Raw genomic sequence first — 14,964 nt, 5'->3', positions numbered from 1 at the left:
CCGGTGGCGTCCACACGCGACCTGCTGCAGGCGCACCAGTTCCTGGCTCAGCGGGCCATCTCCGCTCTGGTGACACGCGACCCCGACCCGGAACAGCCGCCGTTCCGCCGCCCCGGTGGCGCGGCCATCGGCGGCATCGTGCTCGGCATCGTGGCGCTGGTCGCGGTGGGCGTGTACGGGCTGATCGACCCGGGCGGGAACTCGGCGTGGCGGGACCGGCCCGCGGTGATCGTGGCGAAGGAGACCGGCACGCGGTACGTCTACCTGGACGGTGTCCTGCATCCCGTGCGGAACTACGCCTCGGCACTGCTCGCCCTGGGCCGGCACGCCGAGACGGTGTCGGTGTCGAGTGAGTCGCTGAGCGGTGTGCCGCGCGGGCCCCTGATCGGCATCCCCGATGCACCGGACGAGATTCCCGCACCCGAGCAGTTGCTCACCGGTGGCTGGAGCCTGTGCTCCCGTCCCGTCCCCGACGCCAGCGGATCCACTGTGGACGAGTCGGTGTTGTCGGTCGGCACGGGAGCGCGGGGCGGGCGGCCGCTCGGCGGGGCCGCGATGCTCGTCGAGGTGCCGGCGAGCGGCGACCAGTACCTCATCTCGGGCGGCTACCGGCACCGCATCCGGCAGGCGGACACGGTCGCCGTCGGGCTCGCGCTGCGGTCGGAACCGCAAGCCCGCGCCGGAATGCCACTCGTGGACATCCTGCCCGCGGGTGAGCCGATCGCGCCGATCCGAGTGCCGGGCGTGGGAACGCCGTCGACCGCGGTGCCGGGACGCCCGGACATCCGGGCCGGGCACCTGCTCGTGGTCGACACGTCCGCGGGACGCGAGCACTACCTCGCCGACACCGGCCGGCTCCGGCCCCTCTCGCCGTTGCAGTACGACATTCAGCGCGCCGACCCGCAGACCCGGCAGGCGTATCCGGACGGGCGTGTCGCCGGCATTCCGCTCGACCCGGCCGTGGCGGCGGAGGCGAGCCGGGCACCCGCCGAGGCCCCCGGTCCCGCGGCGGCGCCCCGGGTGCGGCCGCGCTTCGCCGCGGGCGGGACGGTCTGCGCCACCTACGAGCCGGGCGCCGCCACGCCGACCGTGCACGTCGATCCGGTGTTGCCCGCTGGTGCCGGAGCAGTGACCACCCGCCGGACCGAACTCGGAATGCCGATGGCCGACCGGATCCAGGTGGAACCCGGTCGTGCCGCGCTGGTCGAGGTGATGCCGAGCGCCGAGGCGCACGCCGGGACGCTCGTGCTGGTCACCGATCAAGGCCGGGCGTTCCCGCTGGCGAGCCCGGCGGTGCAGGCGATGCTCGGATACGGCGACGTCGAGCCCGTCCGGTTGCCGGCGGGTGTGGTCGTGCGGGTACCGCTCGGCGCCGGCCTGGATCCGGAGCGGGCGCTGAGCGGCTGACCGTGGCCCCGTGTCCGCCGCTCCGGTAGCCGTGTCCGCCATTCCGGTAGCCGTGTCCGCCGCTCCCGTCGCCGTGTATGCCATTCGCGTCACCGTGTCGGCTTCCGGTGTCGGCGCGGTGGCCGTGTCGGGCGGCGCGTCCGCTGGTGTGGCGAGCCGTTTCCGGCGCTACGACGGTGTGCGTCGACGAAGCTCCGAGCGAGCGAATGCCGGCCGTCCGCCGCGCGGAGCAGCTCGAGTGCGAATCCCGCGTCGCACCGGGAGCATTCGTCGGCGACCCACCTCCCCGCCGACCGGCCGGTCAGCGCTCGGCGGGTGGAGGCGGCACGAGGAACAGCTCGTCCGGGAGGTCGTCGCGGGGTGGCTCGACGGGCGGGAGCACGGCGCGCCGGGGGTGCCAGTGCGCCCGGCGTCCCCGCACGACGACCACGGCGGCCACCACGCCCAGCACGGCAGCCGCAGCGGTCAGGACAGCCACGAGGCGAGAGGCCGACGTGGTGCCCTCCCACCACTCGGCCAGCCGCAGGTGCGCGGCGTCCGGCACGGGACGGTCCACCCTCGGCACCGATGCGGGGGCAGCGTCGACCAGGCCGTCGGTGAGCGCGCGGTACGGGTTCACCAGGCCCGCGCCGTACGCGGCGCTGTCCCGGCCACCCGGCGCCGGTGTCGCCGTGGCGAGAATCCGGGCGGCGACCTCGTCCGCGGACAGCTCCGGGTAGGCCGAGCGGACGAGCGCCGCCGTCGCGGAGACGAACGGCGCGGCGAAACTGGTGCCGTCCCGGTACTGGTGCCCGCCCGCGCGGGCCGCGGCCAGCACTCCCCCGCCCGGCGCCACCAGATCGACCTGGGGTCCGATCTGGGAACTCGGCAGCCGGGTGCCGGCCATGTCGACCGCGCCGGCCCCGAGCACGCCGTCGTAGCCGGCGGGATACGTCACCGGCCCCGGTGCCGTGCCCTGTTGGGCGTTGCCCACGGCGGCCACGACGACGACGTCCTCGGCGCGGGCGTGCCGGATCGCGTCGCGGACGAACCGGTTATCGAGTCCACCCGCGACGGACAGGTTGATGACGTCCGCGCCCTGGTCGGCCGCGTACCAGATTCCCCGCGCGAGTACCTCCGGGTCGATGGCCTGGCCGTCACCGTCTGCGGCCACGTCCCGATCGCTGACCCGGACGGGCAGGATCGTGGCGTCCGGCGCCAGACCGGCGAATCCGACGCCGTCGGCCGGCCGCGCCGCGATGATGCTCGCGACGGCCGTGCCGTGCGAGACGCAGTCGAAGCTGCCCGGCAGGTCGCCGACGAGGAAGAAGTCCTGGCCGCGCAGCACCGTGCCGGGCGCCCGCAGTTGTGGGTGATCGGCGTCGACACCCGAGTCGATCACGGCGACCACCACCCCGGCGCCTGTGCCGTGCTCGCGCACCCTACCAGCGTCCAGCGTTCGCTGTGCCCACGGCAGCTCGGTCACGGCCGGACTCGCCGGATCGACGGGGCCGCAGGCGCCGGCCGGTGGGGCCGCGGCAGCCTGCCCGGGGTTCACGATGGCGGCCACCGCGAACGCGGCGGCCGCCATCAGCCTCGTCCCGTGCATCACGCTACGCGGGCGCGGCGCGCAACCGGTCGACGCTCTGCGTCACGGCGTCCGGGTCCAGGTCGAAGTCCGCCATCATCACGACGCTCCCTCGATCTTCTTCTCCAGCTGGTGCAGGAACGGGTCGCTGTGCACATCGGTGTTCTCGACGGTCGCGCCGGGTGGCAGGAACCTGCGCGTGATCTCCAGCAGCTCCTCCCGCGCCCGCGCCACGGCGTCGCCGATGGTGTCCACAATGGATTCCGCTAGCGCCTTGGAATCCGGGTTCCGGAAGATCCGCGGGTCGAGGTACAACTCGCTGATCTCCCCGCGGCCCACCACTGTCGCACTGATCAGGCCGTCGGGCGACTCGGCGGTGGCCTCGATGTTCGCGATCCTGGTCCTGATCTCGAGCAGGTCGTCGCGCAGCTTGATGTAGCTCGCCTGCCGGGCGGCCACGTCGATCATCGGCCGGGTCATGCAACCTCCTGGTGTTGGTGCGATCGGCGCCGGGCGGGTGTGCCGGGGCCGGCCGATCGACGCGCCGCGGTCGGGTGTACTCCCGCTCGCTTCAGCTCGGCATCCGCGGCCGTGTCGCCGGCGGGTGCGCCGCCCGCGTTCCCTGACGCCTCGGCCGTTGTTCGCGCTCCCCGGGCACTCGACCGGTCTGGATCGCAGTGTGGGCCTCGGCGCGTCACGCGTGGCCGCTCGTGACCTGTTCCGGCCACCGGCCACGGCCGGACGCTCGCGAACCACCACAAAGGAATGTCCCGGCACGCTCACGCGCACCGGGACATCGTCGAGGACTTACCGTCACAGGGCCGAGCCGAGCCGGCCACAGGACCGTTGCACCGCAGCCATGTTCTCGTGATTGCAGGTCTGCACGCCCTGGTTCATGGCTTGCATGAGTTCCTGCCCCGCGATCATGACCTGCTGGCACGCCCTGCTGATCTCGGCGAACTGCCCGCCGGCCTGGTCGAGCCAATCCGCCTGACCCATGCCCGAGGCCTGGCCCCAGCTATCGATCGACTGCTGCACACCCTGGACACAGCCGTTCATGTTCATCGACAGCCCATCCAGGGCTCCGAACATCGCGAGTTTGCGTGTCATGTATCCACTCCTCTCCACATCGTCCTCAGTGGCCGGTGCACCACTCAGAGCGCACGCAGTACCCCGGCGAAGGCGAAGCTCGAGCCGGACGAGCCGTGCTCGATTCCGCCACCCTCACCGCCGTCCTCGCAGTCGGCGTCGCCTCCGCCACCCGAGGCGCCACCGCCACCGGACTCGCCCGAGCCCGAGCCCGAGCCCGAGTCGGAGTCGGAGTCGCCGGAGTCACCGCCGAGGTCGCCCAGTTCGCCGAGGCCACCGCCCAGGCCGCCGAGCTCGCCGAGGTCCGCACTCACGCCACCGCCGATGCCCGCGCCGGCGAAGCCGCCGCCCAGGCCCGCGCCACCGCCGCCGATCTCACCGACGCCGCGGAAGCACGCGGAGCCCTGCTGGTCGACATCGATGTAGTCGTTCATGGCGAACCTGGTGTCGTTGCCCAGTTTTTCGAGCTTCTGGCACAGGTTGCGAATCGCCATGTCCCATTTCCTGTGCGCGACGAGCAGCGCCTGGGACTGCTCCATGTTCCACTGCGCGGGAATCACAGAGTTCACTTCACCTTCGAGCTTGCTGCGGTGCCCTTCGATCTCCTGCACCACAACAGCCGCCATCTGGACCACTCGGGCGAGTGTGTCCGTATTGGCGTCCATCAGACCGGTACCGGTCACAGGATTCTCCTCTCCTCCATCCGGCTCACGCCGTCCAGTGCTCCCGCGACGTCACGTGACCAAGTGCTCGCGCGCTGCCGGGGTGCGATTCGACGCTAGGCCGCTCGAGTCCACCCGGCGGGCCGCGCGGCACGTTCCTGCCAGCGCGGTTCCGGCTGCCGCGAGCAACGCGAGACTCGCCGACATCGGGTCCCGGTGAAAGGGGATGGTGATGGCCACCGTCGTGGTGCGCAGGCCGGTTCGCCGGCCCGCGCCGGAACAACCGAGCGGCGAGCTCATTCTGGACTCGCCGCCCGAGCTGCCCACTCCCTCCGGGCGGCCGTGGACGCAGTTGCTCATGGTGCTCCCGATGGTCGCCATGATGGCCGCGATGATGCTGATGTTCTCCGGCGGATTCGGTGGCGACTCCGGGGTACTGCGGTGGGTCGTCATGGGACTCTTCGGAGTCGGCATGCTGGGCATGCTCGCCGTCGGCCTGCTCAACGCCGCGGGCCCGAGCAAGCGCGAGATGGGCCTGGAACGCCGCGGCTACCTTCGTCATCTGGGCAGGCACCGGCTCCGGTTGACGCGCGCGATCCACCGGCAGCGCGACGCCATGGTGTACCTGCATCCCGAACCGGAAGCACTGCTGTCGCTCGTCGCGAGCTACCGGCTGTGGGAGCGTCGTCCGTCCGATGCGGACTTCGGCGTCGCCCGCATCGGCACCGGGGAGCAGCGGCCGTCGATCACTCTCGTGCCTCCCGACGCGAAGCCACTGGAGCAGCTGGAGCCGCTCTCCGCGCTGGCACTGCGCCGTTTTCTCACCACCTACACCGCCATTCCGGGGTTACCGCTCGCGATGGCGGTCACCGGCTTCAGCCGGATCCAGGTTGGCGGCGACCGCGACCGTGCCACCGCGCTGGTCCGGGCCGTGCTCGCCCAGCTCGCGTCGTTGCACTCGCCGGACGACCTCCGAATCGCCGCGTGCCCGGGCCCCGGCGCGCACGCGGAGTGGGAGTGGCTCAAGTGGCTGCCGCACGCCCTGCATCCGGAACGGACGGACGCCGCCGGGCCGTTGCGGCTCGTCGCGTCCTCGATCGTCTCGGTGGAGGCCATGGTCGACGACCTGCTCGGCACCCGGCCGCGCTTCGATCCCGCGGCCGACACCCGGGAGACGCTGCCGCACCTCGTCGTCGTGCTCGACGGGGGCTCGGCCGCGGGCTCGGACACACTGCTGCGCGCCGGCGGCGTCGAGGGCGTCACGCTCCTCGATCTCACCAGCCAGCCGCCCCGCACCCTCGATCCGGCCACGATCGTGCTGCGGGTCGAGCAGGACGGCGCACTCACCAGTGAAACCCTCGAGGGCACGGTCGAGCTCGGCCGGGCAGATGCCCTGGATGTCCCCGCGGTGGAAGGGATCGCCCGTCAGCTGGCGCCGCTGCGAACCACCACGGGCGGCCGGGGCGAGGCGCCGATGAGTACCGACCTCGACCTCGCCGCGCTGCTCGACATCGGCGATCCGGCCACGTTCGACCCCGCCGCGACCTGGGTGCCGCGGCCGACCCGGGACCGGCTGCGGATCAGGTTCGGCATCCGCACCGACGGGACGCCGGTCGAGCTGGACCTGAAGGAGTCGGCGCTGGACGGGATGGGCCCGCACGGCCTGCTGATCGGCGCCACCGGATCCGGCAAGAGCGAGCTGCTGCGCACCGTCGTGCTCGCCCTGGCGGTGTCGCATCCGCCGAACTCGCTCAACTTCGCGCTGATCGATTTCAAGGGCGGAGCCACGTTCGCGACGCTGGACAAGCTCCCGCACACCAGCGCGGTGATCACCAACCTCGCAGACGAGCTGCATCTGGTGGACCGCATGATCGACGCGCTCAACGGCGAGCTGCTGCGCAGGCAGGAGCTGCTGCGCGCGGCGGGCAACTTCGCGTCGTTGCGCGAGTACGAGCGAGCCCGCGCCACCGGAGCTCCGTTGCCCGAAGTGCCCACGCTGCTGGTGATCTGCGACGAGTTCAGTGAGCTGTTGTCGGCCAAACCGGACTTCATCGACATGTTCGTGCAGATCGGCCGGGTCGGCAGGTCCCTGGGCGTGCACCTGCTGCTGGCCAGCCAGCGGCTCGAGGAAGGAAGGCTCCGGGGCCTGGAGACCCACCTGTCCTACCGCATCGGCCTGCGCACGTTCTCGGAGCTGGAGAGCCGCGCCGTCCTGGGAGTGGGCGACGCGTTCAGCCTCCCCCGCGCACCTGGCCACGGATTTCTCAAGCCTGACAACGAGTCGCTCATCCGGTTTCGCTCGGCGTATGTCTCCGGCACCTACCGACCCGCGCAGCAGGCCAGGACCGAGCACGGCGACGACGGTGTCCTGGAGCTGCTCGAGTACTCGACGCGGTATCTGGCCCCGGCGGCCGCCGCCGGCGAGACGCCCGAGGCGACGACCGACGACGAAGACGCGGGCGGCGAGAGCCTGCTGGACGTCATCGTCGAGCGGATGCGCGGTCGCGGAACACCGGCCCACCAGGTATGGCTGCCACCGCTGGCCGAGTCGCCCACGCTCGACCGGGTGCTGCCGGATCTCGTCCACGACGAGGCCCGCGGATTCGGCTCCGCCGACCCCCGGCTGGCGGGGACCCTGCGCGTGGTGGCCGGGATCGTCGACCGCCCGCTGGAGCAGCGCCGCGACCCCCTCGTATTCGACCTGTCCGGTTCGGCGGGGCACGTGCTCGTGATCGGCGGTCCGCGGTCGGGCAAGAGCACCGCGCTGCGGACCGTCATCGCCGGCCTCGCGCTCACCCACACGCCCGGCGAGGTGCAGTTCTACTGCCTCGATTTCGGTGGGGGCGCGCTGCACGGGTTGCGCGGCCTCCCGCACGTCGGCGGTGTGGCCGGCAGGCAGAACCCCGGGGCGGTGCGGCGCACGATCGCGGAGATCCGCGCGCTGATCGCGCACCGGGAGCGCACCTTCGCTGACTGCGAGGTCGACGGGATGCCCGCGTACCGGAGCAGGCGCCGGGACGGCGAGCCCGACGACCCGTGGGGCGACGTTTTCCTCGTGATCGACGGCTGGGCCACGTTGCGTACCGAGTTCGAGGACCTGGAGGCCGTGGTGGCCGACATCGCCGCACGAGGTCTCTCCTACGGCGTCCACGTGATCGTGTCGGCCACGCGCCTGTTCGACCTCCGCATGAACATCCGGGACCTGTTCGGCAGCAAGGTCGAACTGCGCATCGGCGATCCGGTCGACAGCATGGTGGACCGGCAGTCGGCGATCAAGGTGCCGGAGGGCGCGCCGGGCCGAGGGGTCACGATGAGCAGGCACCAACTGCTGTTCGCGCTGCCCCGCATCGACGGCGTCGACGATCCGTCCGATCTCGCCGACGGGCTCCACGAGCTGGTGGAGACGGTGTCGGCGGCGTGGCACGGCAGGCCGGCACCTGCCGTGCGGATGCTGCCCACGACGTTGCCCTACGACCGGCTGGCCCGGGCCCACGACGCGGCCGCACACCGATTGGCGATCGGCGTGGCCGAACACGACTTCGGTGCGGTGCGCCTCGACTTCGCCGCGGACGCCCATCTCGTGCTTCTCGGCGACACCGAATCGGGCAAGACCACGTTCCTGCGCACGCTCGCCAGGGCGATCACCGACAGCTACCAACCCCGCCAGGCGCGGCTGATCGTCATCGACCACCGGCGCGGCCTGCTCGGTGACATCGACACCGCGCACCTCATCGGCTACGGCACCGATCGGGACACCACCTCCCGGCTGATGCGGCAGGTCGCCGACGAGATGGCCGTCCGCCTGCCCGGGCCCGGCGTCACACCGGAGCAGTTGCGCGAGCGCAGCTGGTGGGCAGGCCCCGAGCTGTTCATCCTGATCGATGACTACGACCTCGTGGTCAGCCAGCTGGACAACCCCTTCCTGCCACTGCTCGACTTCCTGGCCCAGGGTCGCGACATCGGCATGCACGTGGTGCTGGCGCGCCGCACGGGAGGCGCGAGCCGGGCACTGTTCGAACCGTTCCTCTCGCGGCTGCGCGACCTCGGCTCCCCCGGCCTGCTCATGTCCGGCGACAAGGACGAGGGACCGCTGCTGGGCGGACTCAAGCCCGAGTTCCTTCCACCCGGCCGGGCGTGGCTGGTCGGCCGCCGCCACGCCCCGCGCCTCGTCCAGCTCGCCTGGCTGCCCAAACCCGGGCAGCCGTCGACCCACACCGCCGACACGTGAACGGAGCATCCATGTGCGACACGCACCATGACCTGCACGGCGATCCCGAAGCGATGCGCCGGTTCGCCGAGCGCACCGCCGCGCTCTCGCTCCCCGGCGTGACGTCCGGGCCCTCCGTCTGCGCCGGCGGGCTGCCTGGGTGTGCGACGTTCACCGCCGCCGACCTCGCGTCGACGACGACACTCGCGAGCGTTCTCGCCGAGACCGGCGAGGCCCTGGCGACGTTGCGGCAGGCCGCCCTCGTGGCCGCGGAGGACTATCTGGCCACGGACCGGGCCGGTACGCAGGCGATCGGTGTCGCGACCGCGGTTGTCATCGTGGAGGCATCGTGAGCCAGGATTGCGGCGCTGCCGGGTACGAGTACGCGCGCCTGCCCGCCCTGGTCCCGTTGCCGCTCGCCAACGTGGAGGCCCACACGCACCTCGCTCGCGTCGAGGAGGCGAGCCGGATGTGGCGGACGGTCACGACGCGGCTACGCGAGCTCTCCGACGCGCTCCGGAACGACCTCGAACATCTCCGGCCACAGTGGACCGATGGCACGGGCGCGGAGTTCGTCCGCCAGGTCGTCGTGCGCAAGGCCGCGATCGACGACGTGCTCACCCGCATCGCCGAGCACCAGCCGTGCCGGGCACTCGACGACCTCGCCAGGCAACTCCTGCTCTGCCGCGAGACGGTGACGCACACGGCGCAGCGCGGCACCGAGGCGAGCGGGCAGGAGGCAGGCCTCCACCTGGCCGAGCTCGACCGCTACTTCCGGGCGGCCGCCGCCGCGGTCCTCGGTGCCGCGGGCCATCCCTCCCGCCCCGCGACGATGGACGCCGGTGCACACGGCTGCTGTTCGCCCAGCCCCGCCCCGGCCCCCACGCTCGCCACTGCCCCGAGGCCGGGTGCTGTGCCGTCGCTGGATCCGGCTGGGGGCACCGGGACGCCACTGCCGCCCGGCAGTGTCTCGATCCCGGGTCTCGTCGCCATTCCACCCGGCAGCCCGGTCGGGGGGGCAGCTCCCGCGGCGCGGATCCGGCAGTCGCGGCGCGTCGCCGGGACCGGCCGGCCTGCCGGGCGACAGCAGTTCCCTGTCCGGCGGCGCCGAGGGAAGCAGGATCGAGGGAAGCGAATTCACCCCGCGCTCGTCAGGATCCGTGCCGGACACGGGAACGCCGGGTCCACCACCGCGGATCGACCAGGCCGCGAATCCCGTACCGATCTCGGCACCACCGTCCACTTCAGAGGCTCCGCAGCCGCCGCAGGCCGCCGGCGGGACCGAGCCGAAGGCGCACGCCGGGCCCGGTCGCATGGTGCCGCCCATGATGATGCCCGGTGCGCTCCGGCCGGGCGGGGGCGGCCGGAGCGCACCGGGCAAGTCGCTGGAGGCTGCCGAGCGCCGCCCGAGAAACGCCCAGGCCGTGCCGGGCGTCCCGGCACGACTCCAGGGTCGATCCGCACTCGCGGCCACCACCGGTCGCGGCTACCGGCCGATCGCGATGTCCGCGGCCCGCAACGCCACGCCCGAGCCGCAGGTGCTCGACCACGAGGTCTGGCAGGTTGCCGACCCGGCTGTCGCGTCGCCGTTGACGCCGGAGGCGGCGGAGCCGGAACAACCCCGCAGGCTCCGCCGCCTGCGGCTGTGACCCGGCGACACGCGCGCCGTCAGCCGACCGGCTCCCCACCGGCGCCGGTCACCACACCTCGTCGAGCACCCGCAGGATGTTGCCGCCCAGGACCTTCGCGATCTCGTCGTCCGAGTAGTCGTGCGCGACGAGCCAGCCGGTGATGTGGTGGAACTCCTCCGCGGGGTTCTCGATGCCGTCGACGTACTCGACCTTCTCGAACTCGGGACCGTCGTGCGCCGCGGAGATCGACAGCTGCTTGGCGAACGCGTCGTGCAGCCCCACGTGGTCGCCGAACAGCGTGTCCGGTCCGAAGGCGACATGGTCGATGCCGACGAGGTCGACACAATAGGTGAAGTGCTCCATGAAAGCGTCGAGATTGTGAGCCGGGTGGTTGGCACTCATCGTCGTGTGCGGAGCCGCCTCGATACCGATCACGCCACCCCGCTCGGCGCACGCGACGATGACGTCGTCGGGCTTCATGCGCTTGGTCGGCCAGACCGACCGGGCACCGGCGTGCGTGATGAAGATCGGCTTCTCGGACGCCTTGATCGTGTCCATGCTCGTCCGGTCGCCGGAGTGCGAGACGTCGATCGCGATGCCGAGCCGGTTCATCCGGCGCACGGCCTTTTCGCCGAAGTAGGTGAGCCCCCCGTCGTGCCGTTCGCGCAGTCCGGAGCCCAGGGTGTTCGACTCGCTGTAGGCGATGCCCATCTGCCGCACACCGAACCCGTACAGCACGTCGATGCGGTCCACCTCGTTCTGGATGGGGGTCGCCGCCTCGAGCGCGGGCACGAGCGCGATCCGCCCCTGGGCTCGCGCGTCGGCGATGTCACTGACCCGCTCTGCCCGCACGACGAAGTCCTGCTTCGCGATGTCGGAGTACCGCATGCCGAGATCGACGAGAACGTCCTCCCATTTCCAGCCCATCTGGGAGGTGATGCAGCACGTTCCGTCCATGAAGTTCTCGAACACCGCGTCGATGCCGGACAGCGACAGCCCCTCGTAGCCGGTGTGATGCCGGCCGGTGCGGTTGTAGTCGAACGTCTCGGTGATGTCGTCCGGGAAGACGCTGGTGTGATCGTGCAGGGAGATGACCGTGTTGTCGGCGAGCAGGCGCGCGACGCGGGCTCGCTGGCCGTCGGTGAGGTCGGGGCCTCGTGACGGCACCCGGCCGATCTCCTTCGCGAGCGTGAACTCGCGGTAGTCCTCGCCTGGAACGAGGGCGTCGAACGATCGGTAACCCCGGTAGCGCAACGGTTCCGCGCCGGTCTTCTGGGTCATGGTCGGTGATTCCCTTCTGTCGGTTGCGTTCATCCGGCGTTGACGACAGTGGTGGGGATCGCGAGCGGAGCGGGCCGGTCGAAGAACACCCGGATGTCTTCCGGTGGCATCGGCTTGCTGAGCAGGGAGCCGATGACCATGCCCGCGAAGCCGGCCAGCACGCCGGGAACCACCGGCTCGACCACCGGCGCGTCCAGCGCGTACCACAGCAGGCACACACCGAATCCGGCCACCATCGCGCACACCGCGCCCACTCGGGTGGCCCGTCGCCAGTACAGGCCGAGCAGCACCGGAGCGGTCACGGTGCTGCCGAGCAGAGCGGCGTAGCTGAGCACCACGAACTGCACGATGTCCAGTTCCTGCAGGGTCAGCAGCACCGGGAGTGTCCCGATCACCAGCGTCGCCCACCGGTTGAGGCGCGACCGGGTGCGTTCGGAGGCGCCGGGCCGGATCAGCGCGGCGTAGATGTCGTGGGAGATCGCCGGGCCCGCGACGAGCAGTACGGAGTCCACAGTGCTCAGTACGGCCATGACGATCGCCGTCAGCAGCATCGCCCCGACGATCGGCGGCAAGACCTCCGAGGCGAGCAGGGTGGACGCCGCGTCCGGGATCGAGAGGTTCGGGTACAGCACCCGCATCACCATGCCGGCGACGCCGATGCAGATCCCGGTCAGCAGCACGAAGAACAGAGCCACGCCAGACGCCCGCCGGCAGGTCCGGTCGTCGGGCATCGCGTAGAACCGCAACAACAGGTACGGAGCGCAGAGGGCGGCGAAGCCGAAACCGAGCCAGAAGCCGCTGATCTCCGCCCAGCCGAAGCCCCAGCCGATGAAGTCCGGGGCGATTTCCGGGAGGGACTGCGACAGCGACGAGAGCCCGCCCGCGTGACTGATGAGCAACGGCAGTCCGATCACGACTCCCAGCGCCATCATGATCTGCTGCAGGAAGTCGGTGCGAATGACCGCGGTCATGCCGCCGATCACGGTGTAGCCGACAACCAGGACCATGAGGATCACGGCACCCCAGAAGAACGGGATGCCGAACGCCGTCTCGAGGATCACGCCGCCCGCCTGGTACTGAGCCGACATGAACACCAGGTACGACAGCACCAGCAACACCGAGATCACGGCGCGAGGCACCTTGCCGCCGAACCGGTCGGCGATGAAGTCGGGGAAGGTGAGCGCGTTGCGTTCGTGTGCGTAGCGGCGCAGCCGGGGTGCGATGACGTAGGCGGCGATCAGGAAGGCGACCCAGATCCCCAGCCAGCCCCACATGAACGCCGCGCCGGTGAGGTAGTGGATCCCGACCGTTCCGACGAACGTGCCCGCGCTCATCTGGGTCGCCGCGATGCTGGCGCCGCCCGCCCAGGCCCCGACCCTGCGGCCCGCCACGAAGTAGTCCTCCTCACTGCTGTTGACGCGGTAGGATCGCCATCCTTCGAGGACGAGCACGACGAGAAAGCCGGCGAGAAACAGCAGGAATGCGGTGCGAAAGTCCATCACCGGTCACCGCCGTCCCGCTCGACGGGTTTCCCCTCCGCCCGGCCGGCGAGCACGATGCTCAGCACGGTGAGGGCCAGCCCGATGATGACGGCAGTGTCGAACGGGACACCGAAGGGAGTGAGCCAGGTTCCGGACGCGAGGACGCTCATGCGCGGATACGCTCCTTTCGCATGCTGTGGTACAGCCAGACGAGAACGACACCGGCCATGAGCACCAGTCCGGTGTAGGACGACACGTCACCGAGCGAGGCCCGTGAGGTGGTGCCGTACTCGGCGACGACGACCGACGGCAGCGACCGGCCGGTGTGACGCAACACGGTGCGCTCCCCCGGCGTGCTCTCCGACGTGAAGGTCGGCATCGCGTCGCCGACGAGGTGCCGGCCCGGCGGCAACGTCACCGAGATGGTCACCTCGGCGGCACGAGCCGTCGCGATGTCGGGAATCACCAGCGGGACACCTTGCTGACCGCCGGTGCGCCGGACCCGGTACTCCACTGTGTACTCCCTGACGCCCGCGGGGAGCGTCGCGACCGCACGCAGGCCGCGGACCGGCCCGATCTCGGTCACTCCGGGCCCGGCACTCAGCTCCGTGATGTCGGCACCGGTGCGGGGAAGGGCGAGCAACGGCACGGGCGTCGGTTCCTCCGCCGGCTCGGCGAGCCGGTAGGTGGCGCGAACGCGGTCGTCGGCGCCGTCGTGCATCGTGACAGCGATGTCGGCGTGCGTCAGCACGGGTTCCGGTGAACTGCTCGCGGCCGACGCGGGCGCCGACAACACCAGGACCAGGCCGGCCGCGAGCAGTCCGGGCGCGATGTTCCTTCTCCTCATGGGGTGACCTCCAAGGGACCTGCCGCCTGGTGCAGCAGGCTGGTGTCCCCGGCGTCATCGGCGAGGGCGGCGGGACGGCGATAGGCACGGCGGCTGGGCGCGAGTCCCATCCGGTGCAGGGCCTGGGCGTGGTGGACGGCGGCGCGGATCGGGTTGACCACCGGCACGCCCAGTTCGGTGCTGAGGCGTTCGGCCGAACCGAGAAATCCCATGCTCATGCAGCCGAGTACGAGCGTGTCGGCCTCGGTGGCGTCGAGCGCGCGTTCACATTCCGTGCGCAGGGCGGCGTATGCCGCGTCGTGGTCGGTATTGATGGCGAGCACGGAGAGTTCGACGGACCGGATCTCGCACAGCGCGGGCAACACCCCGGTCTCCCAGGCGAGCCGGCGCAGGAGCGGCCGGACCCCGTCGGCCACCGTGACGACGGAGAACCGGTGACCCAGGGTGCACGCCAGAGCCATCGCCGCGCCGGCTGGACCGACGACCGGCTTCACCGCGATCTCGCGCAGGCCGTCCAGGCCGGGATCACCGAAGCAGCCGAGGATGATCGCATCGGTGCCGGACCGTTCGGCGCGGCGCAACGCGGTGCCCATGGCCGGGATCGCCAGGTATTCCTCGTAGGCGGACTCGACCGACGCCGGACCGTTGTCGACAGCGGCGACCGTGATCCGGGTGGACTCGCCCGCCCACTCGCCGAGCAGGGTGGCGCGGCGCCGCATCTCCGTCTCGCCGAGCGGTGTGACATGCATCGGTGCCGGGAGCAGATAGGTCAGATGCATCAGGCCTCCGGTG

General features: G+C 71.4%; 14 protein-coding genes. 4 read left to right on the top strand and 10 right to left on the bottom strand.

Going from position 1 to position 14,964, the window contains the following annotated elements:
• Positions 1-3 precede the first annotated feature (3 nt).
• Complete coding sequence (gene eccB / locus ACFSZT_RS14760) at positions 4-1,407, top strand: type VII secretion protein EccB (protein WP_377391938.1); 1,404 nt, start codon at positions 4-6, stop codon at positions 1,405-1,407.
• A gap of 301 nt (positions 1,408-1,708) precedes the next feature.
• On the opposite strand, the gene mycP is transcribed toward eccB, so the two are convergent.
• The 4 genes from mycP to ACFSZT_RS14740 form a co-directional block, all read right to left on the bottom strand.
• A complete protein-coding gene (gene mycP, locus ACFSZT_RS14755) occupies positions 1,709-2,995 on the bottom strand; it encodes a type VII secretion-associated serine protease mycosin (RefSeq protein ID WP_377391941.1) in 1,287 nt (428 codons plus the stop codon).
• A 78-nt stretch (positions 2,996-3,073) separates the two neighbouring features.
• A complete protein-coding gene (locus ACFSZT_RS14750) occupies positions 3,074-3,454 on the bottom strand; it encodes a YbaB/EbfC family nucleoid-associated protein (protein WP_377391944.1) in 381 nt (126 codons plus the stop codon).
• A 333-nt stretch (positions 3,455-3,787) separates the two neighbouring features.
• Positions 3,788-4,084, bottom strand: a complete 297-nt coding sequence (locus ACFSZT_RS14745; RefSeq protein WP_377391947.1) for a hypothetical protein — start codon at positions 4,082-4,084, stop codon at positions 3,788-3,790.
• A gap of 44 nt (positions 4,085-4,128) precedes the next feature.
• Positions 4,129-4,746 carry a hypothetical protein gene (locus ACFSZT_RS14740; RefSeq protein ID WP_377391950.1) on the bottom strand — a complete coding sequence of 206 codons (618 nt, stop codon included), beginning with the start codon at positions 4,744-4,746 and terminating at the stop codon, positions 4,129-4,131.
• 211 nt (positions 4,747-4,957) lie between these two features.
• Here ACFSZT_RS14740 and eccCa point away from each other — a divergent pair, with 211 nt between their 5' ends.
• Both eccCa and ACFSZT_RS14730 read left to right on the top strand, forming a co-directional pair.
• Positions 4,958-8,953 (top strand): type VII secretion protein EccCa, encoded by a 3,996-nt coding sequence (gene eccCa, locus ACFSZT_RS14735; protein ID WP_377391953.1) that lies wholly within the window; start codon positions 4,958-4,960, stop codon positions 8,951-8,953.
• Between the two features lie 11 nt (positions 8,954-8,964).
• Complete coding sequence (locus tag ACFSZT_RS14730) at positions 8,965-9,285, top strand: hypothetical protein (protein WP_377391956.1); 321 nt, start codon at positions 8,965-8,967, stop codon at positions 9,283-9,285.
• A 140-nt stretch (positions 9,286-9,425) separates the two neighbouring features.
• Here the strand turns inward: ACFSZT_RS14730 and ACFSZT_RS14725 are convergent, their stop codons facing one another.
• Entirely contained in the window at positions 9,426-9,746 is a 321-nt protein-coding gene (locus ACFSZT_RS14725; RefSeq protein WP_377478267.1) for a hypothetical protein, read from the bottom strand.
• A gap of 511 nt (positions 9,747-10,257) precedes the next feature.
• On the opposite strand from ACFSZT_RS14725, the gene ACFSZT_RS14720 reads away from it, so the two are divergent.
• A complete protein-coding gene (locus ACFSZT_RS14720; RefSeq protein WP_377478265.1) occupies positions 10,258-10,581 on the top strand; it encodes a hypothetical protein in 324 nt (107 codons plus the stop codon).
• Between the two features lie 48 nt (positions 10,582-10,629).
• On the opposite strand, the gene ACFSZT_RS14715 is transcribed toward ACFSZT_RS14720, so the two are convergent.
• The 5 genes from ACFSZT_RS14715 to ACFSZT_RS14695 are packed head-to-tail and all read right to left on the bottom strand — an operon-like array spanning position 10,630 to position 14,951.
• Positions 10,630-11,844 (bottom strand): dipeptidase, encoded by a 1,215-nt coding sequence (locus ACFSZT_RS14715; RefSeq protein WP_377391962.1) that lies wholly within the window; start codon positions 11,842-11,844, stop codon positions 10,630-10,632.
• A 29-nt stretch (positions 11,845-11,873) separates the two neighbouring features.
• Positions 11,874-13,343, bottom strand: coding sequence for a sodium:solute symporter family protein (locus ACFSZT_RS14710; RefSeq protein ID WP_377391965.1), 1,470 nt, complete (start codon positions 13,341-13,343; stop codon positions 11,874-11,876).
• Positions 13,343-13,495 (bottom strand): hypothetical protein, encoded by a 153-nt coding sequence (locus tag ACFSZT_RS14705; RefSeq protein WP_377391968.1) that lies wholly within the window; start codon positions 13,493-13,495, stop codon positions 13,343-13,345. The genes ACFSZT_RS14710 and ACFSZT_RS14705 overlap by 1 nt, the downstream gene beginning before the upstream one ends.
• Positions 13,492-14,172 carry a hypothetical protein gene (locus tag ACFSZT_RS14700; protein ID WP_377391971.1) on the bottom strand — a complete coding sequence of 227 codons (681 nt, stop codon included), beginning with the start codon at positions 14,170-14,172 and terminating at the stop codon, positions 13,492-13,494. Before ACFSZT_RS14700 ends, ACFSZT_RS14705 begins: the two co-directional genes overlap by 4 nt.
• The gene (locus ACFSZT_RS14695) at positions 14,169-14,951 is read right to left on the bottom strand and encodes an aspartate/glutamate racemase family protein (RefSeq protein WP_377391974.1); all 783 of its coding nucleotides are present in this window, start codon (positions 14,949-14,951) and stop codon (positions 14,169-14,171) included. Before ACFSZT_RS14695 ends, ACFSZT_RS14700 begins: the two co-directional genes overlap by 4 nt.
• Between the last annotated feature and the right edge of the window lie 13 nt (positions 14,952-14,964).

This window comes from Prauserella oleivorans (assembly GCF_042685745.1).
Taxonomy (GTDB): Bacteria; Actinomycetota; Actinomycetes; order Mycobacteriales; family Pseudonocardiaceae; genus Prauserella_A; species Prauserella_A oleivorans.
Note: the sequence above shows the minus strand (reverse complement) of the source record. Positions and strands in the feature narration are given on the sequence as shown.